The sequence below is a fragment of the Thalassospira lucentensis genome (assembly GCF_050516545.1).
Taxonomy (GTDB): Bacteria; Pseudomonadota; Alphaproteobacteria; order Rhodospirillales; family Thalassospiraceae; genus Thalassospira; species Thalassospira lucentensis_C.
In genome coordinates this window covers 389,748-409,914 of record NZ_CP191544.1, presented here as the reverse complement: position 1 = coordinate 409,914, position 20,167 = coordinate 389,748, and the positions used below count along the sequence as shown (strand labels likewise).

Below are 20,167 nucleotides of genomic sequence, written 5' to 3'. Positions count from 1 at the left end.
CAAATATCAAAGCCCCGGTCATTGGCCGGGGCTTTTTTTGTTCCAGATTTATTCATGTCCGTACGCCCTGAGCAGCAATGGCAAGCGCTGCCCCTGCAGCATCATATGATCACGCATAAGAAAATCGGCTTCGGCACCATTACCTGCCAACACCGCATCTTTAATGTTCACATGTTCCTCAAGTGACTGCTCAAGACGACCTCGAATTCCATAAGGCATCGATCTGTAAGGATTGATCGTCCTAGATAAGTCAGCAAGTTGCTCGATTAACCGATCATTCTCTGACGCTTTATGTATAGCAGTATGGAATTGAAGGTTTGCAGCGGCATAAGCCTCTGTATCTTCCTTCTCAACAGCCCGGTTACAGGCCTCCAGCCCTTCTAAAAGATTCTTCAAATGAGCATCTGTCAAACGTTCTGATGCCAGCCGACACGCCATTCCTTCAAGCTCGGCACATACTTCAAACAGATCAATCAATTCCTTTATCGACAAAACTCTGACGAAGGCCCCTTTGCGCGACCGCGTTTCTAAGAGCCCACTTTCAACAAGTGATCTCACCGCTTCGCGTACCGGTGTTCGTGAAACCCCGAATCTTTCGGCAAGCGCCGCCTCTTCGAGTTGATCCCCGGGGCTAAGTACACCTGATTGAATTTCGTTTTTGAGTTCTTCGATAAGTTGGTCGGCTACGCGCGCCATATGCAATCCCCTGTTTCTGCGAGGATTTTATCCAGAACAAGATCATAAGTCGATACACAAAAGTTTTCTATTGCATCCTTATGATATTTATATGTATACAAATAAATATCATAAGGATTCACAAAGGGACATTAAATGATCAAAACCATTCTATCGCTCAAACCTACAGTTGGCACTTTTATTCCTAATCGAACCCAAAGCAGAGAACTCAATCTACCGTACCAGTGGTCCACAAACGATCTCCGGCATCGCGTCGCGCAGATGGTCCTTGTTGAAAACAAGCCTTCTTGGCTCTCTGCCCATCGTTACCTGCATGTTTGCTACCATTCTGCTTCTTTGCAGATCGCGACGTAGCTCCCGGACACAACCATGGGTTCTTCCTTGTAATTTTCACGAGAAATGAAACGGAAACCAATATGTCATTTTCGGAAAGAACCCGACGGATCGGAATGATCGTGCCGAGTTCTAATGTCACTATGGAAACCGAGATTCCTGCACTTCTTAAAGCACGCGAACATATCCTGCCAGATCGCTTCACCTTTCACTCGTCACGCATGCGCATGAAAAGCGTGATCAAGGAAGAGCTGGAGGCAATGGATGCCGATAGTAAACGTTGCGCCCAAGAGCTGTCTGACGCCGCTGTAGAAGTCCAAGCATATGCCTGCCTTGTTGCAATCATGTCGATGGGGCTGGGTTACCACAGAACATCATCAGAAACTCTATACCAGGCAACCGTGGATAACGGCTGTCCTACGCCTATTCTCAATTCAGCAGGAGCACTGATCGACGGTATTCGGGAACTTGGCGCGAAGAAAGTTGCCATAATTTGCCCATACATGCGGCCACTCACTGAAATGGTAGTCAACTACATTGAGAATGAAGGGATTGAAGTTCACGATTTCCTGGCACTGGAAATTCCTGACAATTTGGCGGTCGCAGCTCAGGATCCGTGTGCCCCTGCTGAACTGTGGCGTAAACTCGACCTTACTGGTGTTGATGCGATCGTTGCATCTGCTTGTGTGCAGATGCCCTCTTTGCCATCGATTGAAATGATTGAACGCGCATCTGGTCTTCCGACCTTGTCTGCGGCAGTGGCCACGACCCGGAAAATTTTGCAGATGCTTAATCTTTCCGAAATTGCACCTGGAGGGGGGGCTTTACTTTCCGGGGGCTTACCTTCCAAACGCATTCAAGCCACCTGAACTCACGATCTGAACGCAACCAGCCCAATCCAGTTTCCGGGGCAAATAATAACAATATTGCCCCGGAACAACTTGCCAGCCTCTTTGGGCTGCCCTCCGCGCTTATAACTACCACCGAGTTGACATACACACGGAAAAGGAAACCTAACAATGAAGCTTCATATTCAAGGATGGAACGAAGGTGCGCCAATACCCAATAAATTTGCCTTTGGTAAAATCCCCACTGAAGGACGGTTTGAATTGGCGGAGAACATCAATCCGGCCATTTTCTGGACAGACATCCCCAAAGGCACGAAATCGTTCGCTCTCATTTGCCATGATTCCGATGTTCCTTCTTCTGGTGAGAACGTCAATATTGAGGGCAAAACAATATCCCCAGACTTACCAAGGGTCGACTTTTACCACTGGGTCGTTGCAAATATACCGTCGTCAACAACCAAAATTGACGAAGGTCAGGCATCAAATAGGGTGACACCAACGGGAAAGAAGCCTGGAGCTCGCCCATATGGCGAAGCAGGATTGAACAACTACACCAACTGGTTTGCTGACCATCCCACGATGGGGGGAAACTATGCTGATTATGACGGCCCATGCCCTCCCTGGAATGATGCACTTATTCATCACTACCATTTTACCATTTATGCACTCGACGTTAATGAAGTTTCCCTGCCACAGCCCTTTGGTGGCCCTGAACTGTTAACAGCGATTGATGGGCATGTTTTGGCAAAGGCTTGCTATACTGGCACATATTCAATGAACCGCGACTTGTAATCACCTCCCCGATCGGCTCACACCGATTGGGGAGTAAACTTGTGTAAGCTCACTTGCTTCATCAAGCAACCAGTCACGAAACAGCCGGACCTGCCTGCGTAGCTCATCCTTCTTGGGATGCACCAGATAATAACCCAGCGGCACGGTCAAAACATGTTCCGGGAACAGGTGAACAAGCTTGCCCTCATTGACATCTTCTTCGGCCAGTAACGGATTTGCGATCACCACGCCCTGATTATGAATGGCCGCTTCGATCACCATCGCGGTTTGGTCAATGTCGATATGTTTAAGAGTTTGCGTTTCTTCGCGCGTGACACCGGCATAGGTCGCCAGCCAATCGGCCCACCAATGATGTTTGGTGTCATTGATCAAGGTTGCCCGCACCAAATCAGACGGCGTTGTCAGGCCAAGCTGATCGCGATAGGACGGGGCGCAAAATACGGCTGCCTGCCCGCGATATAACAGGACCGCTTCAAGGCCATCGTCATTGCCGTTGAAATAACGTACCGCGATATCGAGCCCGTCATGTTCAAAATTCGGCTTTTCTTCGGTTGATCCGACATGAAGGGCGGTTGTCGGATGCATGATCAGGAATTTGGCCATGCGCGGTGAAAACCATTTCGCGGCAAAGCTGGGCGGCATGGCGAAATGAACGGACGTATCGTTCCGACGGCGTAGATACCCGCTGGCATCGGCGATCTGCTGTAATGCCGGGCCAATCCGTGCGGCATAGGCCAGCCCATCCGCAGTCGGATAGACCTGCCGGGTTGAACGGGTAAACAAATCCACCCCCAACCATTCTTCAAGTTTGCGAATTTGCTGCCCCACCGCGCCGGGCGTGACATTCAATTCGTCGGCTGCCAGCGAGAAGCTGTTCAAGCGCAAGGCGGCCTCAAAAGCCGGTAGGGATTTAAGCGGCGGGTAGGACACCATGATGCAGTTTTTCTATACCATATGTCAGATAGCATGATTTGTAGAATACGCTGTAGCGGCATAAAATTCCATCAAATACCTCTTGATGGATCAACTGCCATGCAGAAGAACGCCTATCTTGTCTTTGGTCTTCTTGCCCTTGTCTGGGGCCTGACATTTCTGTTCAACAAGACATCCAGCACCCTGATTTCCCCCGAACAGGTTGTGGTCGTGCGCGTGGTGATTGGCTTTATCCCCGTCTTTGCGGTCGCAATGATCCGGCGCAAACTGCGCTGGGCACATCTGCGTCATATCCATCATTTTGCCGTCATGTCGCTGCTTGCCGCGTCGGTTTATTATATCAGCTTTGCCCGTGGCATCGCCCTTCTGCCGACCAGTGTGGCCGGAATGCTTTCAGGGGCAATCCCGATGTTTTCCTTTGTCGCAGCAGCCATCTTTCTGCGCAGTGAACCGATCAACCGCCGGTCGATTGGCGGGCTTTTATTTGGTTTTGCCGGGGTGATGTTGATTGCCCAGCCGTGGAACACCAGTGTGTCGGTCAATGATTTGGCGGGAATTGGTTATATCGCCTTTGGATCGGCCTGTGTTGGCCTGTCCTTTGTCTATGCCCGCCGGTTCTTAAGCCCGCTTGGCATTTCATCGCTTGCGCTGTGTACCTATCAGCTTGGTCTGGCATCGATCATGATGCTGACATTCACCGATATGACCAATGCCGATGCGATTTTTAATGATTGGAAAATCGCGACTGGTCTGATCGTTGGCCTTGGCCTGTTTGGCACCGGGATCGCCTTTATTTGCTATTACCATGTGGTGGAAAAACTGGGTGCGGTCAAAGCTGCGAGCGTGACCTATATCCCGCCGGTGATTGGCTTGATCACGGGGATCCTGATCCTTGGGGAAACAGTCACGGTTCTTCACGTGGTGGCAATGACCATCATCCTGAGCGGTGTTTTCATCATGCAATCGGGCAGAACACCCGCAAACCCGACAGATACCCGGGCCCACAACCGGCCCGAACCTGCCTGAGGCCTCCCCTTGGCTTGATGGCGACGCCCCCGGATTTTCCGGGGGCGCTTTTTATGGTTTATGGTTTGGCGGCTACTTGCACAAAGGCCGTGATCAACGGGTGTGCAACACCGCGCAGGCCAGATCGTTCGGGCTGAAACGCGGTTCCGATGAAAAACGGATGATCTTTTAATTCGACCGCACGGGGATCACCATCGCGATCCCACGCCGATATCACCAGATCCTGCCCATCAAGTATCCCGGCATATTCACGGTTAAAACCGTAACTGCAGCGATAGGTTTCACTTATTTCATCAATCCCGTAATGGGCATGGATCAGACTTGCCTGCACAAGATCAATCCCGCCATCCTGATCAATCAGCGCACAGGTCAAAGGGGCAATCAGCGGCATTTGCGCATCCGGGTCGATTTCGGCGTTCGCCGCATTGGAAAGCCCAAGAACGTTATGTGCATATTCCAGGATGGCATGCTGATAGCCGCCGCAAGTCCCCAGAAACGGAACCTTGTTTTCACGGGCATAGCGAATGGCGGCAAGCGCCCCGTCCAGGCTTTGATACGGGCTTGCCGGAACGCACCAGATTGCGTCATAGCGATCCAGAACCACATTTGCATCAACACCATCAAAGGCCGTCGTTGCAATCCAGTCGAAAGTTATGGGTGAAGCGATTTGAACCCCGGCAAGTTCAAGGGCCTTGGGGATGGCCTGATGGGCGGTAACATCGGGGTTATGGTCGCCGATCAGCGCAATATGAATATTCATGATAATTCCTCGTTTCAGATGGCATTACGAGGGAAAGAAACCCTGATTTAACAACAAAAAACGGCCCGTGAAATCACGAGCCGGGATTTGAGCTTAAACAGAGCTGCCTTTGACGAACGTACTACAGATTTCCACTGCGCGCCATATCTTCAAGCGCCATTTTGACCGCTTGTGCACGGTTCGATACATTCAGCTTCCGATAGATGTTTTTCAGATGATATTTGACCGTGATTTCGCGCAGATCAAGATGACGGGCGATGTCCTTGTTTGGACGCCCTTCTGACAGCAAAGCCAGAACTTCACGTTCACGCGGTGTCAGACGGGCAAAATCACCTTCATTGCCAAACCCGCCGGCCATGCGACTGTCGCCATCGCCGCCGCCCTTGCCGTCACCAAGATCATTCAGGATCGAGGATGGCAGATATTTATCCCCGGCCAGAACCAGCTGAACGGCATTTGCCAAAGCCTGCCCACGCAGGGTCTTGGGAATAAAGCCATGTGCGCCGGCTTCAATCGCGTGCCGTACATCTTCGCTACGATAGGTGCCCGAAAGCAAAACAACGAAGGTCGATGATGCAACTTTGTCCAATGCACGTTTCAGACCTTCAAGCCCATTCATGCCCGGCATCCGTAGATCAAGCATAACCAGATCGAATGTGTTGTTTTCCACAATCAGGTCCAGTGCCGGGTCCAAAGCACCAGCTTCAGCAACTTCACAATCATCGAAATACTGTTGGAATAGCAGTGATAGTGCCTCACGAACCAAATCGTGATCGTCCGCCAAAAGGATACGCAAAGCTGTTGCCCTTCTTCTACCTAATCAGCATCTTCACCTACATGGAGAAGATTACCACACCAAAAGGTTGCACCCACTTTTCTTTGTTTTCAGAGCGCAGGATACGAGACCCCCTAGTGGTTTGCAAACTAGAAGTTTTTAGCAGACAACAGCATCCTGTCCATCAGGTCAAGACTTCAGCCCGCGCAACCGGACGTAGCTCTTCGAGTTTAGCGTTCAATGCCGATACGGTAACATCGATATTCTTGCGTCCGAAATCGGCCAGCAACAGCGCAACAACCCCGTTTTCGCGCGGGTTGGCAACGACTTTGCCGATGATTTCGTTCGTATAATCCTGACTTTCATCGGGCGTCATTCCCATCTGCTGCCCGGCCCAGTTTGCGAGCATTTTATAAAGATGCGTCTCAACGCGAAATTCCTGTTCAAGATCAAAGCTGTATTTGGCTTCGAACCCGCGTTCCCGATCATTAAAGCTGTTCATGGCAGTCCCTCCTTTATAGCGTTGTCCTTGTAGGCATGTTGATGATGGCAAGGTTGCATATCCTCATCTATTTGTATTTGAGGACAGGCAGCCGCATTTTCATCCCTTGGCCTGATACTTTTGAATTTGACAAATCCCCCACCAACACGCTTTGATCTGGCTCATGTGTACTGTTATTATTTTACGCCGTCCCGACCATGAATGGCCGGTGATCATTGGCGCCAATCGAGACGAAATGAATAACCGACCGTGGAAATCCCCGGCGCGGCACTGGGCTGACCGGCCTGATGCGGTTGCCGGTCTGGATGAAACGGCCGGTGGCACCTGGCTTGGTGTGAACGAAGACGGGGTTGTTGCCGCGGTTTTGAACCGGTTTGGCACCCTTGGCCCGGAAGAAGGCAAAAGATCACGTGGGGAGCTTCCGCTTGAGGCCCTTGACCATGCCGATGCGATTGATGCGGCACAGGCACTGGCCGAACTTGATGGCAATGCCTATCGCCCGTTTAACATGGTGATTGCCGATAACCGGGATGCCTATTGGTTGGCCAATCGTGGAACCGGACGTATCGAGATCACCGACATCCCCGAAGGTCTGTCAATCTTAACGGCCCATGATTTGAACGATACAGAAAACAGCGAGCGCACCAAACGAAACCTGCCGCGTTTCATCAGCGCACCGGCCCCCAATCCCGAAGCCGACGACTGGTTTGCATGGCAGGCCCTGCTTGCCGATACCGGGATTAAGACACCAGACCCCGATCATCACGACATGCGTGCCGATGCCATGCTGGTCCGCAGCAATATCGGTTTTGAAACGGTTTGCTCATCCCTGATCGGGCTGCCTGCGATTCCGACAAGCAAACATGAACTTCCGCGTCGCCCGGTCTGGTTATTTGCCGATGGGCAACCCGACACCACACCATTCCACCCGATTGATGTTTAGATCGGTCCGTTCGGAAAAAAGACGTCCCCGCAACTGGTTGCAGCGCAAAATCGACCATCGCGGCAGCCATTAGCAGACGGTTGCAATTTTTGATTATCAAGATTGCGTAAATAGAGCTTAAGCGACAATTGAGTTTCTCGCCAAGCACTGCTATATGGGGGGCGCGAATTTCAGGGTGCCTGTGCAGTTGCAGCGCAGGCCTAGATGTGAAAGATCCCGCCAATGTCCAGAAAGCAGCCCATTTACGAGGGTAAAGCCAAGGTTCTTTACGAAGGTACCGAACCCGGCACGATCATTCAGTATTTCAAGGATGACGCCACTGCGTTTAACGCTCAGAAGCGCGGCACCATTGCCGGCAAGGGCGTACTGAACAACATGATCACCGAATTCGTCATGACGCGTCTGGCAGAAATCGGCATCCCGACCCACTTCATTCGCCGCATTAACATGCGCGAACAGCTTTGCAAAAAATGCGAAATTGTCCCGATTGAAGTTGTGGTCCGTAACATCGTTGCTGGCTCCATGGCAAAACGCCTTGGTCTGGAAGAAGGCGAACGCCTTCCGCGTCCGATTGTCGAATTCTATTATAAAGACGACGATCTGGGTGATCCGCTGGTTTCTGACGAGCATATCCTTGCTCTGGGTTGGGCAACCGCCGACGAGCTTGAAGAAATTGTCGGGATGACGCTGCGTGTGAATGACTATCTTTGTGGTCTGATGCGCGGCATTGGCATTAAACTGGTCGACTTCAAACTTGAATTCGGTCGCGTTTGGGAAGGCGACTTCCCGCAGTTGGTTCTGGCCGATGAATTCAGCCCGGATAACTGCCGCCTTTGGGATGCCGTGACCAACGAAAAGATGGATAAGGACCGCTTCCGTCGCGATCTTGGCGGCGTCGAAGAGGCCTATCAGGAAGTTGCGCGCCGTCTTGGTGTCCTACCTGAATCCGCCGAAATAGAGTCGCTGAACAAAGACGTGACCAAATAACACCCCAAGGCCGCGCTCGCGCGGCCTTTTCTTATGGCTGTCCGGTGATCACTTCATCGGACAGCGTCTTGTTTGCAAACATTCTTCGCGCGAATGCCGCGCATGCGAACTTAAAGGAGCTTCTCGTGAAAGCACGTGTTCATGTTACCCTGAAGAACGGTGTTCTTGACCCGCAAGGCAAAGCCGTTCACCACGCCCTTCAGGGCCTGGGTTTTGATGGCGTCAATGACGTCCGTCAGGGCAAGTTCATTGAACTGGAACTGGACGGTACCGATGCCGCAAAGGCAAAGGCCGAGGTCACCGAAATGTGCGAGAAGCTTCTCGCCAACACCGTGATCGAAGACTACACCATCGAGCTGGCTTAACTGCCCCGCCAAGGCCCTGCTTTTGCAAGCCTTGACGTATCGAGATTGCGTTAACGGACACTAACCGAGAGACGGTATTTCATGAAATCCGCTGTCATCCTCTTCCCCGGCATCAACCGGGAGAATGACGCCATTGCAGCACTTGAACAGGCCACCGGCACCAAACCGACCGTGGTCTGGCATGGCGAAACCGAGCTGCCCAACGTCGACATCATCATGGTCCCCGGTGGCTTTTCCTATGGCGACTATCTGCGCTGCGGGGCGATGGCTGCCAAATCGCCGATCATGCGCGCCGTTGCTGAGCGCGCCAAGGCCGGTGTGACCATTTTAGGTGTATGTAACGGCTTCCAGATTTTGACAGAAGCAGGTCTTCTGCCCGGTGCGCTGATGCGCAATGCCAGCCTGAAATTCATCTGCAAAAACACGCATCTGAAAATCGAAAACACCACCAGCCGCTTTACCAACCAGTATGGCATGGGCGACGTGGTCGATTATCCGGTTGCCCATCATGACGGCAATTACTTTGCCGATGCAGACACGCTTGACCGTCTTGAAGGCGAAGGCCGTGTTGTTCTGCGCTATTGCGATGTGAACGGTGACGTCGATCCGGCAACCAACCTGAACGGGTCACAGCGCAACATTGCGGGCATCATCAACGAAGCAGGCAATGTTCTTGGCATGATGCCTCATCCGGAAAATGCCATCGATCCGCTGCATGGCGGGATTGATGGTCGCGGTCTGTTCAAAAGCATGGTGGAGGCCGTATCGTGAGCACCAACGAATTCAACAGCACACCGATCACGCCTGAACTGGTCAAGGAACACGGGCTGAACGAGGAAGAGTACAAGCTTGTTCTCGAAATCATGGGCCGTGAACCCAACATCAACGAACTTGGCATTTTTTCGGTTATGTGGTCCGAGCATTGCTCCTACAAATCATCGAAAAAGTGGCTCAAAACGCTTCCGACCAAGGCTGACTGGGTTATTCAGGGTCCGGGTGAAAATGCCGGTGTGATTGACATTGGCGATGGTCAGGCTGCCATCTTCAAAATGGAAAGCCACAACCACCCGTCCTTTATCGAACCCTATCAGGGGGCTGCAACCGGTGTTGGCGGCATCATGCGTGATGTATTCACCATGGGTGCCCGCCCGATTGCAAACCTTAATGCGCTGCGCTTTGGCGCGCCCGAGCACCCGAAAACCCGCCACTTGCTGAGCGGTGTTGTCGAAGGTATCGGCGGTTATGGCAACTGCATGGGCGTTCCGACCATCGGTGGCGAAACCAATTTCCACGCATCTTACAATGGCAACATCCTGGTCAATGCGATGACCGTGGGTCTGGCCGATGCGGACAATATCTTCTATTCAGCGGCGGCTGGCATCGGCAATCCGGTTGTGTATGTCGGATCGAAAACCGGCCGTGACGGTATCCATGGTGCCACCATGGCATCGGCCGAGTTTGATGATGACAGTGATGAAAAGCGCCCGACCGTTCAGGTTGGTGATCCGTTCACGGAAAAACTTCTGCTTGAAGCCTGCCTTGAATTGATGGCAACCGATATGATCGTCGCCATTCAGGACATGGGGGCGGCTGGTCTGACGTCATCATCCTTCGAGATGGCCTCAAAAGGCGGCGTTGGTGTTGAGCTGTGGCTTGATAAAGTGCCGATGCGCGAAGAAGGCATGACGCCCTATGAGCTGATGCTTTCAGAATCGCAGGAACGCATGTTGATGGTCCTGAAACCCGGTTGTGAAGATGCCGCCAAGGCGATCTTTGACAAATGGGAACTCGACTTTGCGGTGATCGGTACACTGACCGATACCAAACGCATGGTTCTGAAATGGCACGGCGAAACGGCCGGTGATCTTCCGATTGATCCGCTGGCCGAAGCATCGCCGGAATATGATCGTCCGTGGGAAGTTACCCCGAAACAGGATCGCATTGATCCGGCAAGTCTTTCGGGCAAGGTCGCACATATTGATGCGCTTAAGACCCTGATTGCCTCACCTGATCTGGCATCACGTCGCTGGATCTGGGAACAGTATGACCATCTGGTCATGGGCAACACGATTGTCCGTCCGGGCGGTGATGCCGGTGTGGTCCGCGTTCAAGGTACCAACAAAGGCATTGCAGCGACCACCGACTGTACCCCGCGTTATGTCATGGCCGATCCGGTCGAAGGCGGCAAACAGGCCGTTGCAGAAGCATATCGCAACCTGATCGCAACCGGTGCCAAACCGCTTGCCATTACGGATAATATGAACTTCGGCAATCCTGAGCGCCCGCGCATCATGGGCCAGTTTGTTGGCGCATGTCAGGGTATTGGCGAAGCCTGCATTGCGCTGGACTTCCCGGTCGTATCGGGCAACGTGTCACTTTACAACGAAACCAATGGCGTTGGCATCATGCCGACCCCGGCCATTGGCGGCGTTGGTGTTATTTCCGATCTGGGTCACCATGCCACCATCGCGCTGAAGCGTGATGACAGTGCATTGATTATGATTGGTGCTGCGACCGGTGAACTTGGTCAGTCGCTGTATCTCAAGACCATCGAAGGGCGCGAAGAAGGTGCCCCGCCGCCGGTCGATCTGAATGCTGAAAAACGTACCGGTACGCTGGTCCGTGAACTGATCGAGCTTGGCGTAGTACGGACGTGCCACGATATCGCCGATGGCGGTCTTTTGGTCACGGTCGCCGAGATGTGCCTTGCGGGCAATATCGGTGCTGACATCAATCTGCCAGAACAGGGTAGCGAAGCTGCATGGCTGTTTGGCGAAGATCAGGGCCGCTACGTGATTGCGACCCGCGATCCCGATCAGGTCCTTAATGCTGCTGCCAGTGCCAATGTTGCGGCTGTCATCATCGGTCAGGCCGGTGGTGATGCGGTAAGCATCGAAGGCGAGAGCAAAGTCAGCGTTTCGGAACTGCGTGATCTGAACGAAGGCTGGATGCCGTCCTTCATGGACGAAGCCGTTCAGTAAGCCGTACTGATTTCAAAGACAAACCCCCGCCGGAGCAATCTGGCGGGGGTTTGTTTTAAATGCCCGCCACCAGTTGATGCAGGGCGCTGCCTGTTGGCCCGTCCGCGGGCAACAATGTCTCGATGGCAAGTTCGGACAATGAAACTTCAACCGGCGTCCCAAACACCGTGGTCGTGCTGATAAATCGCATGATCCCCCAATCGGTCTGCAGAACAAGCGGCACGACAAGCCCCGACAGGGCACCACCATCCGTATCCTGATCAATGGTACTATCCGCCCCATTGTTCGGCATCCGGTAATGACTGGCTTCATCATAAAGACCACGTAAGGTAGCATCTGCCGTCACATCGATCTGACGCCGCAATCGATCCAACAAATGATCGCGCCATTCGGTAAAATTAACCACGCGCCGTGCTAACCCGCCGGGATGCAAACTTAACCGCAGCAAATTGACCGGGGCACGTAACAATTCCGGATCAACATCCGCCAGCAACATTGGCACGATGCGGTTCGATGCCACCATGTTCCAGTGACGATCCATTGCCAGTGCCGGATAGGGTTCGTGTGCTGAGAGTATCTGTTCAACAGCCGCGCGAATACCCGCTGATTGATCATCATTGAAATTGTGTTCGGCGTAGACCGGGGCAAAGCCACCAGCGACCAAAAGGCTGTTGCGGTCACGCAAAGGAACATCAAGACAATCGGCAAGATGCAGGACCATATCGCGGCTGGGTTTTGACCGCCCGGTTTCAAGGAAACTAAGATGCCGGGTCGAAATCTGTGCCTCGCTGGCGAGATTCAACTGACTTAGGCGACGCTGCTTTCGCCATGTTTTCAAGGCGGCCGCAAACTGATCGTGGTTTACCTGTCTCATTGCATTTCCCGTTTAAACTGCAAACAGGTTACCATCAAACAATCTGTCAAAACATTATCTCACAGGTAATCGCCTTGATTACCTGAATGCGGCAAATTGCCGATATCACCACCAACGAAAAGGGAAACGTGATGTCTGCAAATACCAACGTAAAAACGCTCAAAACCATCTTGATGATGGATGCTGCAACCTGCTTGGTCTTTGGCCTGTTGCTGTGCCTTGGTACCGTGCCATTGGCAGGATGGCTGGGCTTCCCCACCGACCTTTTGTTCTATGCCGGTCTAATCCTGTTTCCCTGCGCTGCCTTGATGTATCTTACGGGCAAACAGGCACAACCAAATCGGCACTTGGTATGGTTGATTATTGTTGGGAATGTCGGATGGGTCGTCGCAAGTTTTGGCCTTCTCGCCCTTCCGTCTATCAATCCTACTATGCTGGGAAACGCCTTTGTCGTCGTCCAAGCCATTGCGGTGATTATTCTGGCAGGTATCGAGTATCGCCAGCTTGCCACAACAGCAAAAATTATAACCGCGTAGTCATATGCCAAACACACAAAACCCCGCCATCTGTGTGGCGGGGTTTGCTCGTATCAAAGTGATAAAAGGTCTTTTTACGTAAGGCGTTACTTAAAGCTGATTTTCGGGAACAGGCTTTTCTTTTTGGGCTCCGTCGTCGGGCCGACCTGATCATCAATGGCTTCTGCAATCTTATCCGCGATTGCGCCATAGGCCTTGGCATGTTCACCGTCGGGATCGGTGCACACAATCGGTTTGCCGTCATCCGCCCCCAGTCGGATTTTAAGATCCAGCGGGATTTCACCAAGGAACGGCACGCCCAGTTCATCTGCCGCCTTGTGCGCCCCACCATGATCAAAGATGTGATCGACATGACCGCATTCGGGGCATTTGTAATAGGACATGTTTTCGATCAGGCCGAAGACCGGCACATTGACCTTGCGGAACATATTCAGCCCTTTGCGGGCATCCAGAAGGGCGATGTCCTGCGGGGTGGAGACAATCACGGCCCCGGTGACCGGAACGCGCTGGGCCATAGAAAGTTGAATATCGCCCGTGCCCGGTGGCATATCGACAACCAGAACATCCAGATCGCCCCAGTCGGTATCACGCAGAAGCTGTTCAAGTGCCCCCATCGCCATGGGTCCGCGCCAGATCACGGGCTGTTCTTCATCCACCATGAAACCGATCGACATGACGCGCATGCCAAAGGCCGATGGCGGGATCATTTTACCCTGTGTGCCCGACGGGGTCGGTTTGGCATCGCGAAGACCCATCATGCGCGGGAGACTCGGGCCATAAATATCTGCATCAAGCAAACCGACCTTAAGTCCCTTGGCGACCAGCGACAGTGCAAGATTAACCGAGGTGGTTGATTTCCCCACTCCGCCTTTTCCCGAAGCAACGGTTATGATGCTGCGCACGGTCGGCAATTCAAGCGGTTTTTGCGATGCACCCTGCGGGCGCTGGCCCGTTTGATGCGGTTTTGCAGCCGCGGGTTGTTGCGGGTTTGCAGCTTTGGGTCGTTCTGCGGTCAAGGCCACACGGGCCGTTGTGACCCCGTTCACAGAAGCCACAGCCTTTTCAGCGGCTTGGCGCAAGTCTTCGAGTGCCGGTCCCTGAGCGGGATCGACAGCAATCATGACATTGACGGCTTCATCATTGATATCAATACCTTGCACCATACCCTTGGCTGTGATTGATTTGCCATCGACCGGGTCGATTACCCCTTCAAGGGCGGCGACAATCTGTTCACGGTTCGGGGAAGTCATATTGCGGTCTCCAAATTTTGGCTTAAGTCCGTGATCACACAGAACTTGCAGGCGCGTAACATTGTTTTGCAAGGCAAGCTGTCATATAAGGCCTAGGGTCTGGACTCACGAATAGGATTGTAATGGCAACAGCAAGAATTGCGAAATACTAGGAAAAGCCCATAGAGCGGGCAGGTATCCCGGTCAAGGAGTTTGACGCAAGTGTTGGTAATTCATGCGGTTGTTCTTCGGATTGATCGGGTTAAATTGTCGCGAAGCATTGAAAGATAAAAATCTTCCGGCTGCCTTGCACAGCTTTTTCGCAACAATTCGATCAGCCCTTTCAAACATATTCGTGAGGCCAGACTCTGGTACTCGGTAAGTAAAGATAAACACCGAACGGCAAGAAGAGGAAGACACTCGATGCCATGGAATTCACAAGGGGGCGGTGGCCCCTGGGGCAGCGGCGGAAACAACGGCGGTGGCCAAAACCCGTGGGGACAGCGTCCTCAGGGCGGCGGTGGCGGCGGAAACACGCCCCCCGATTTTGACGAAATGATTCGTAAAGGCCAGGAACGCCTGAAACGGCTGTTCCCCGGTGGTGGCGGTTATAAGGGCTTTGTCCTGATCGGTATCGCTGTGATCGGGTTGTGGCTTTTGACCGGCTTCTACCGTGTCCAGCCAGGTGAGCAGGGCGTAACGCTTCTGTTTGGTAAATGGGTTGGCACCACCGGTCCGGGTCTTAACTATTTCCTTCCGGCTCCGATTGGCGAGGTCATTAAACCGAACGTCGAACGGACCAACCAGATCGAAATCGGTTATCGCGGCACTGGCACTGTTGGCACTGGCGGCGCCCGGGATGTCCCGGAAGAAAGCTTGATGCTGACGGGTGACCAGAACATCATCGACATTGATTATGTTGTTCAGTGGCGTATCAGCGACGCTGGATCATTCCTGTTTAATGTCCGTGATCCGGAAAACACCATCAAGCTTGCAGCCGAAAGTGCGATCCGTGAAGTCATCGGCAAAACCAACCTTGAAGAAGCCCTTACTGTGGGCCGTGTTCGGGTTGAAGAGCAGACGCGTGTGTTGCTTCAGTCGATCATGGATGGTTATGAGTTGGGCGTCTTCGTTGCAGAAGTGAAAATGCAGAAAGTTGACCCGCCACGTGACGTTATTGATGCGTTTAACGATGTGCAGCGTGCACGTCAGGACCGTGATCGTTCCCAGAACGAAGCACTGGCCTATCGCAATGACATTATCCCGCGTGCAAAAGGTGAAGCAGAACGAACCATCCTGCAGGCCCGCGCATACAAGGATCGCGTGACCAAGGAAGCACAGGGTGAAGCTGAACGCTTTACCTCGATCTATAATTCCTATCTGACTGCGCAAGATGTCACGACACGTCGCCTGTATCTTGAAACCATGCAGGAAGTCCTGAGCAAATCCGAGAAGGTCATTATTGACCAGAACGGTCAGGGTGGTGGCGTTGTTCCGTATCTTCCGCTGCCAGAAATTCAGAAACGCGCGAATGCAGGAGGCAATAACTAATGGCAAGTCCTAAACTTATTGCCACAGGCGTCGTTGTTGTTATCGCCGCTGTGGTTGCTTCCATGTGCGTCTTTACCGTACGTCAGGACCAGCAGGCGCTTGTTCTTCAGTTCGGTAATCCTGTTCATGCGGTTTCCGAACCGGGTTTGCATTTCAAGTCGCCAATCCAGAATGTGGAATATTACGAGCGCCGCATTCTTGAACTTGATCCACCGGTACAGCAGGTTCTTCTGTCGGATCAGAAGCGTGTCAATGTTGACAGCTTTGCCCGCTGGAAAATCATCGACCCGCTGACGTTCCGTCAACGTGCAACCAACACAACGAACTTTGTTCAGTTGTTTGGCCAGCGTCTGAATTCGGTCATCCGTGGTGAATTGGCACAGGCTCCGCTTGTGGCACTTCTGTCGGACAACCGTGCACAGATCATGGAAAAAATTCAGGCAAGCTTGCTTGAACCGGCCAAAGAATTTGGTGTGGAACTGATTGATGTTCGCATCGGTCGCACGGACCTGCCGCAGGAAACTTCGCAAGCGGTGTATAACCGTATGCGTTCTTCGCGTATTGCCGAAGCTGCACAGCTTCGCGCAGAGGGTGAAGAGCTCAAAGCGAAGATTCAGGCGGAAGCAGACCGTGAACGCATCGGTATCCTTGCCGAAGCAAGCCGTCAGGCTGAAGTTCTAAGTGGTGAAGGTGATGCAGAACGAAACGTTGTTCTGGGTAAAGCTTATGGCAAAGATGCGGAATTCTTCGAATTCTATCGTTCGCTAGAATCCTACAAATCCGCGCTTTCGAGTGGCTCGACCATGGTGCTTTCACCAGACAGCGAGTTTTTCCAATACTTTAATAAGTCGGCTCCTGACACAAGCCGCTAGACAAAACACAAGGGCGACCGGCATATTAGTCAGGTCGCCCTTTTTGTTTTCATAAATATGTCCTGTCGATGCATCGCGTCTGACAGGATTAAAGAAACCCCGGATACGTCCACGCCCATGAAGGAACTTGCTACAGCCATACTTCTGGCGATTGCGCTGGAAGGCATGCTTTATACGCTGTTCCCCGGCGGTGCAAAACGGGTGATGGAACTGGTTCAGGAAATACCTGAATCGCAATTGCGCATTGGCGGGTTGATTGCAGCAGTCGTTGCGATTGGTGCGATCTGGGCAGTCCGTATCTGGCTGTAAGCTCAGGAAAAACAGCCACACATGAGCTTTTTGCCATGATGCTGCGCTAAGAATTCCTTCTTTTTCCCAAGAGCTGCCCAAATTCTGCCAAAGTCGCGCTTAATTTGTTTAATTAAGCGACGGGTAAAATAACAATCCCATCGCGCGCTGCATAAGTAGAATTACAAATACCGTGAACGCGGCAACGAACAGGATCAAACACATGCTACAAGCATTATACAACCCGGTGCGAATGAGAGTGACGTCTGCACTGGTGATTGTTCTCCTTGGCGTGACCAGTGTTTCGCACATCGCGAATGCCCGCCCCGCTCCTGAAAGTTTTGCAGACCTGGCTGAACGGCTCCTGCCCAGTGTTGTGAATATCTCTACCAGCCAGATGGTCGCTGAACGTCAGGGACCGGACTTCCAGTTTCCTCCGGGATCGCCATTTGAAGACCTGTTCCGTGATTTCATGGATCGCAACGGTCAAGGCGGCGATCAAGGTGGCCCAGCCCCGCAGAAGCGTCGTGCGACCGCACTTGGTTCGGGCTTTATCATTTCGGCTGACGGTTACATCGTGACCAACAACCACGTGATTGATGGTGCCGATGAAATCAGTGTCCGCTTCCATGATGGTGAAACCCTTGATGCTGAACTGATTGGCCGTGATCCGAAAACCGACGTTGCGTTGCTTAAAGTTGAGCCCAAAGACAATGACCTGCCATTTGTCAAATGGGGTGATTCAGACAGCGCACGTATCGGCGACTGGGCCATGGCAATCGGTAACCCGTTCGGTCTTGGCGGCACGGTGACGGCTGGTATCGTATCGGCGCGTAATCGCGACATCAATCAGGGACCGTATGACGATTTCATTCAGACCGACGCATCGATCAACCGTGGCAATTCCGGTGGCCCGCTGTTTAACCTTGATGGCGACGTCATCGGTATCAACAGCGCGATCTATTCGCCGTCAGGTGGCTCGGTCGGGATTGGCTTTGCCATTCCGTCAGGCATTGCCCAAAGCGTTGTCGATCAATTGAAAGAATATGGTCGCACCCGTCGCGGCTGGCTTGGCGTTCATATCCAGACTGTTACCGAAGATATTGCAGACTCGGTCGGCCTTGACAGTTCAACTGGTGCAATGGTTGCCGGCGTGTCGGACGAAAGCCCGGCCAAGGATGCCGGCATCAAACAAGGCGATGTGATCCTTAGCTTTGATGGTAAGGAAGTCGAAAGCATGCGTCGCCTGCCGCGTATCGTTGCAGAAACCAAGATCGGCAAAGATGTTGATGTTGTGATCTGGCGCGATGGCAAGAAACAGACCGTTCAGGTCGAACTTGGCGAGCTTGAAGAAGAAGTCGTTGCCGCAAGTGCAGCCCCATCCGAAGGTGGCGAAGCCCCGGTAATCGCCGAAGCTGAACTTCCGGCTCTTGGGATGAAGGTTGCCAATGTTGATGATGCCCTTCGTCAGCGTTACAACCTTGCCGAAGGCACGGAAGGTGTGATTGTCACCGATGTTGCCAGTGACAGCTATGCCGCTGAAAAAGGTGTGCGTCCGGGTGATATCATCATCGAAGCATCGCACAGCTCGGTTACCAATGTCGAAGACGTCACCAATGCGGTCAAGTCCGCCCTTGATGACGACAAACGCACCATCTTGATGTTGATCGAAACATCGGCTGGCCCGCGTTACTTCGGCCTGACACTTGCACAAGAAGAATAAGCCAACCGGCTTTGATCTCTGATGAAAAAAGGGCGACCTGCATTTGGCAGGCCGCCCTTTTTCTTTGAACCGTTATAGCTAGATATCAGGAAACGAAATCAGACTTTGCATAGCCCTGCAAATACAGCAATGCGGTCAGATCACCGTGATTGATGCAAATGCGGGCCTGTTCCTGAACAGATGGCTTGGCGTGGAAGGCAACCCCGGTTCCGGCAATCGAAATCATCTGAAGATCATTCGCACCATCGCCAACCGCAATTGCGTCACCCGATGTGATGCCCTGCTCCGACGACAGGTTTTCAAGTGCATCCACCTTGGCCTGACGATCAAGAACCGGCTTTTGCACCTTGCCGGTCAGCTTGCCATCAGCTTCGATCAAAACGTTGGCCTGATCATAATCAAAGCCAAGCTCGGCCCGAACAGCCCCGGTAAAGAAATCAAACCCGCCTGATACAAGGGCGGCAAAGGCGCCATTGGCCTTCATCGTCGCGACAAGTGTTTTAGCACCCCCGGTATATTCAACGGTTTTCCAGGCTTCTTTGAGCATATCGGTCGACATGCCTTCTAAAAGCCCGACGCGTTCATCAAGGGCGGCTTCGAAATCAAGTTCGCCATTCATGGCACGCGCAGTAATCGCCGCCACCCGATCCTTGACCCCGGCGAACTCGGCCAGTTCATCAAGGGTCTCGCCGGTGACCATGGTGCTGTCCATATCGGCAATCAGCAATTTCTTGCGACGTGTTGCCGCCTTTTGGGTCACAGCATCGACGGGAAGCTCTGCCTCGGCCAGCGTGGTATCGGCAATATCAAGGGTGATGCCATCAAAGCCTAGATCGCATGCTTCGCCATCTGCAAGCCAGGTCACATCACCAACCAGTGCCCCGGCCCCAGTCAGGGCAATCGCCGCACGATCAATCACGTCTTTTGTCAGTGCATTCGAGTTCGGGGCAGCAATCAGGGTCAGTACCAATTTCATGGTCTGCAGGCTCCTTGGCGGAAAAGGCATTAAACAGATTTGTCGTCTTTATCCGAATTGCATCGCCCAAAGACAAGAGAACTTTCGCACTAGCAGCTATACCTGAGCGTTTTTTGCCATTCGAATACCGACCAAAGCCCTATGACTTTGAAGGTGAAGCCAATAGACTGTCCGACC

21 protein-coding genes are annotated in these 20,167 nt (G+C 52.7%); 13 read left to right on the top strand and 8 right to left on the bottom strand.

Annotation, left to right across the window (positions count from 1 at the left end; genetic code table 11):
• Nucleotides 1-48: 48 nt before the first annotated feature.
• The gene (locus ACQ0MK_RS01775; protein ID WP_430474567.1) at nt 49-696 is read right to left on the bottom strand and encodes a GntR family transcriptional regulator; all 648 of its coding nucleotides are present in this window, start codon (nt 694-696) and stop codon (nt 49-51) included.
• Between the two features lie 416 nt (nt 697-1,112).
• Between ACQ0MK_RS01775 and ACQ0MK_RS01770 the strand changes: the two genes are divergently transcribed.
• On the top strand, nt 1,113-1,898 hold the full coding sequence (locus ACQ0MK_RS01770; RefSeq protein WP_430474566.1) for a maleate cis-trans isomerase family protein: 786 nt from the start codon (nt 1,113-1,115) through the stop codon (nt 1,896-1,898).
• 150 nt (nt 1,899-2,048) lie between these two features.
• Complete coding sequence (locus tag ACQ0MK_RS01765) at nt 2,049-2,669, top strand: YbhB/YbcL family Raf kinase inhibitor-like protein (protein WP_430474565.1); 621 nt, start codon at nt 2,049-2,051, stop codon at nt 2,667-2,669.
• On the opposite strand, the gene ACQ0MK_RS01760 is transcribed toward ACQ0MK_RS01765, so the two are convergent.
• Nucleotides 2,670-3,602, bottom strand: a complete 933-nt coding sequence (locus ACQ0MK_RS01760; RefSeq protein ID WP_430474564.1) for a LysR substrate-binding domain-containing protein — start codon at nt 3,600-3,602, stop codon at nt 2,670-2,672. It lies immediately after the preceding gene.
• A gap of 99 nt (nt 3,603-3,701) precedes the next feature.
• Here ACQ0MK_RS01760 and ACQ0MK_RS01755 point away from each other — a divergent pair, with 99 nt between their 5' ends.
• Nucleotides 3,702-4,628, top strand: a complete 927-nt coding sequence (locus tag ACQ0MK_RS01755; RefSeq protein WP_430474563.1) for a DMT family transporter — start codon at nt 3,702-3,704, stop codon at nt 4,626-4,628.
• A 58-nt stretch (nt 4,629-4,686) separates the two neighbouring features.
• On the opposite strand, the gene ACQ0MK_RS01750 is transcribed toward ACQ0MK_RS01755, so the two are convergent.
• From ACQ0MK_RS01750 to ACQ0MK_RS01740, 3 genes are all read right to left on the bottom strand, one after another.
• On the bottom strand, nt 4,687-5,388 hold the full coding sequence (locus tag ACQ0MK_RS01750) for a CTP synthase C-terminal region-related (seleno)protein (protein ID WP_430474562.1): 702 nt from the start codon (nt 5,386-5,388) through the stop codon (nt 4,687-4,689).
• Between the two features lie 121 nt (nt 5,389-5,509).
• Nucleotides 5,510-6,184, bottom strand: a complete 675-nt coding sequence (locus ACQ0MK_RS01745) for a response regulator (RefSeq protein WP_430474561.1) — start codon at nt 6,182-6,184, stop codon at nt 5,510-5,512.
• Between the two features lie 163 nt (nt 6,185-6,347).
• On the bottom strand, nt 6,348-6,665 hold the full coding sequence (locus ACQ0MK_RS01740) for a DUF1476 domain-containing protein (RefSeq protein ID WP_350041854.1): 318 nt from the start codon (nt 6,663-6,665) through the stop codon (nt 6,348-6,350).
• Between the two features lie 163 nt (nt 6,666-6,828).
• On the opposite strand from ACQ0MK_RS01740, the gene ACQ0MK_RS01735 reads away from it, so the two are divergent.
• From ACQ0MK_RS01735 to purL, 5 genes are all read left to right on the top strand, one after another.
• Nucleotides 6,829-7,608: an NRDE family protein gene (locus ACQ0MK_RS01735; protein WP_430474560.1), complete on the top strand. Its 780-nt coding sequence runs from the start codon at nt 6,829-6,831 to the stop codon at nt 7,606-7,608.
• A gap of 222 nt (nt 7,609-7,830) precedes the next feature.
• Nucleotides 7,831-8,595, top strand: a complete 765-nt coding sequence (purC, locus tag ACQ0MK_RS01730; protein WP_350041856.1) for a phosphoribosylaminoimidazolesuccinocarboxamide synthase — start codon at nt 7,831-7,833, stop codon at nt 8,593-8,595.
• Nucleotides 8,596-8,720: 125 nt separating this feature from the next.
• Nucleotides 8,721-8,960: a phosphoribosylformylglycinamidine synthase subunit PurS gene (gene purS / locus ACQ0MK_RS01725; protein ID WP_350041857.1), complete on the top strand. Its 240-nt coding sequence runs from the start codon at nt 8,721-8,723 to the stop codon at nt 8,958-8,960.
• Nucleotides 8,961-9,041: 81 nt separating this feature from the next.
• Nucleotides 9,042-9,731, top strand: coding sequence for a phosphoribosylformylglycinamidine synthase subunit PurQ (purQ, locus tag ACQ0MK_RS01720; protein ID WP_430474559.1), 690 nt, complete (start codon nt 9,042-9,044; stop codon nt 9,729-9,731).
• A complete protein-coding gene (purL, locus tag ACQ0MK_RS01715; protein WP_430474558.1) occupies nt 9,728-11,941 on the top strand; it encodes a phosphoribosylformylglycinamidine synthase subunit PurL in 2,214 nt (737 codons plus the stop codon). The genes purQ and purL overlap by 4 nt, the downstream gene beginning before the upstream one ends.
• 55 nt (nt 11,942-11,996) lie before the next feature.
• Here purL and ACQ0MK_RS01710 read toward each other — a convergent pair whose 3' ends face one another.
• Complete coding sequence (locus ACQ0MK_RS01710; protein ID WP_430474557.1) at nt 11,997-12,815, bottom strand: helix-turn-helix domain-containing protein; 819 nt, start codon at nt 12,813-12,815, stop codon at nt 11,997-11,999.
• A gap of 131 nt (nt 12,816-12,946) precedes the next feature.
• Between ACQ0MK_RS01710 and ACQ0MK_RS01705 the strand changes: the two genes are divergently transcribed.
• Complete coding sequence (locus tag ACQ0MK_RS01705; RefSeq protein WP_430474556.1) at nt 12,947-13,351, top strand: hypothetical protein; 405 nt, start codon at nt 12,947-12,949, stop codon at nt 13,349-13,351.
• A gap of 86 nt (nt 13,352-13,437) precedes the next feature.
• Here ACQ0MK_RS01705 and ACQ0MK_RS01700 read toward each other — a convergent pair whose 3' ends face one another.
• Nucleotides 13,438-14,601 (bottom strand): Mrp/NBP35 family ATP-binding protein, encoded by a 1,164-nt coding sequence (locus tag ACQ0MK_RS01700; protein WP_430474555.1) that lies wholly within the window; start codon nt 14,599-14,601, stop codon nt 13,438-13,440.
• 402 nt (nt 14,602-15,003) lie between these two features.
• Here ACQ0MK_RS01700 and hflK point away from each other — a divergent pair, with 402 nt between their 5' ends.
• The 4 genes from hflK (at nt 15,004) to ACQ0MK_RS01680 (ending at nt 19,014) form a co-directional block, all read left to right on the top strand.
• Complete coding sequence (gene hflK / locus ACQ0MK_RS01695; protein WP_430474554.1) at nt 15,004-16,131, top strand: FtsH protease activity modulator HflK; 1,128 nt, start codon at nt 15,004-15,006, stop codon at nt 16,129-16,131.
• Nucleotides 16,131-17,003, top strand: a complete 873-nt coding sequence (hflC, locus tag ACQ0MK_RS01690; protein ID WP_430474553.1) for a protease modulator HflC — start codon at nt 16,131-16,133, stop codon at nt 17,001-17,003. The genes hflK and hflC overlap by 1 nt, the downstream gene beginning before the upstream one ends.
• Before the next feature lie 117 nt (nt 17,004-17,120).
• Nucleotides 17,121-17,312, top strand: a complete 192-nt coding sequence (locus tag ACQ0MK_RS01685; protein ID WP_350041865.1) for a DUF2065 domain-containing protein — start codon at nt 17,121-17,123, stop codon at nt 17,310-17,312.
• Nucleotides 17,313-17,514: 202 nt separating this feature from the next.
• The gene (locus ACQ0MK_RS01680) at nt 17,515-19,014 is read left to right on the top strand and encodes a DegQ family serine endoprotease (protein WP_430474552.1); all 1,500 of its coding nucleotides are present in this window, start codon (nt 17,515-17,517) and stop codon (nt 19,012-19,014) included.
• Nucleotides 19,015-19,099: 85 nt separating this feature from the next.
• On the opposite strand, the gene serB is transcribed toward ACQ0MK_RS01680, so the two are convergent.
• Nucleotides 19,100-19,990 carry a phosphoserine phosphatase SerB gene (gene serB, locus ACQ0MK_RS01675; protein ID WP_430474551.1) on the bottom strand — a complete coding sequence of 297 codons (891 nt, stop codon included), beginning with the start codon at nt 19,988-19,990 and terminating at the stop codon, nt 19,100-19,102.
• Nucleotides 19,991-20,167 lie beyond the last annotated feature (177 nt).

Bases quoted from the DNA above. Each gene is read 5' to 3' on its own strand.
- ACQ0MK_RS01775 (WP_430474567.1), bottom strand. From the start codon at position 696: ATGGCGCGCGTAGCCGACCAACTTATCGAAGAACTCAAAAACGAAATT.
- ACQ0MK_RS01770 (WP_430474566.1), top strand. From the start codon at position 1,113: ATGTCATTTTCGGAAAGAACCCGACGGATCGGAATGATCGTGCCGAGT.
- ACQ0MK_RS01765 (WP_430474565.1), top strand. From the start codon at position 2,049: ATGAAGCTTCATATTCAAGGATGGAACGAAGGTGCGCCAATACCCAAT.
- ACQ0MK_RS01760 (WP_430474564.1), bottom strand. From the start codon at position 3,602: ATGGTGTCCTACCCGCCGCTTAAATCCCTACCGGCTTTTGAGGCCGCC.
- ACQ0MK_RS01755 (WP_430474563.1), top strand. From the start codon at position 3,702: ATGCAGAAGAACGCCTATCTTGTCTTTGGTCTTCTTGCCCTTGTCTGG.
- ACQ0MK_RS01750 (WP_430474562.1), bottom strand. From the start codon at position 5,388: ATGAATATTCATATTGCGCTGATCGGCGACCATAACCCCGATGTTACC.
- ACQ0MK_RS01740 (WP_350041854.1), bottom strand. From the start codon at position 6,665: ATGAACAGCTTTAATGATCGGGAACGCGGGTTCGAAGCCAAATACAGC.
- ACQ0MK_RS01735 (WP_430474560.1), top strand. From the start codon at position 6,829: ATGTGTACTGTTATTATTTTACGCCGTCCCGACCATGAATGGCCGGTG.
- purC (WP_350041856.1), top strand. From the start codon at position 7,831: ATGTCCAGAAAGCAGCCCATTTACGAGGGTAAAGCCAAGGTTCTTTAC.
- purQ (WP_430474559.1), top strand. From the start codon at position 9,042: ATGAAATCCGCTGTCATCCTCTTCCCCGGCATCAACCGGGAGAATGAC.
- ACQ0MK_RS01710 (WP_430474557.1), bottom strand. From the start codon at position 12,815: ATGAGACAGGTAAACCACGATCAGTTTGCGGCCGCCTTGAAAACATGG.
- ACQ0MK_RS01705 (WP_430474556.1), top strand. From the start codon at position 12,947: ATGTCTGCAAATACCAACGTAAAAACGCTCAAAACCATCTTGATGATG.
- ACQ0MK_RS01700 (WP_430474555.1), bottom strand. From the start codon at position 14,601: ATGACTTCCCCGAACCGTGAACAGATTGTCGCCGCCCTTGAAGGGGTA.
- hflK (WP_430474554.1), top strand. From the start codon at position 15,004: ATGCCATGGAATTCACAAGGGGGCGGTGGCCCCTGGGGCAGCGGCGGA.
- hflC (WP_430474553.1), top strand. From the start codon at position 16,131: ATGGCAAGTCCTAAACTTATTGCCACAGGCGTCGTTGTTGTTATCGCC.
- ACQ0MK_RS01685 (WP_350041865.1), top strand. From the start codon at position 17,121: ATGAAGGAACTTGCTACAGCCATACTTCTGGCGATTGCGCTGGAAGGC.
- ACQ0MK_RS01680 (WP_430474552.1), top strand. From the start codon at position 17,515: ATGCTACAAGCATTATACAACCCGGTGCGAATGAGAGTGACGTCTGCA.
- serB (WP_430474551.1), bottom strand. From the start codon at position 19,990: ATGAAATTGGTACTGACCCTGATTGCTGCCCCGAACTCGAATGCACTG.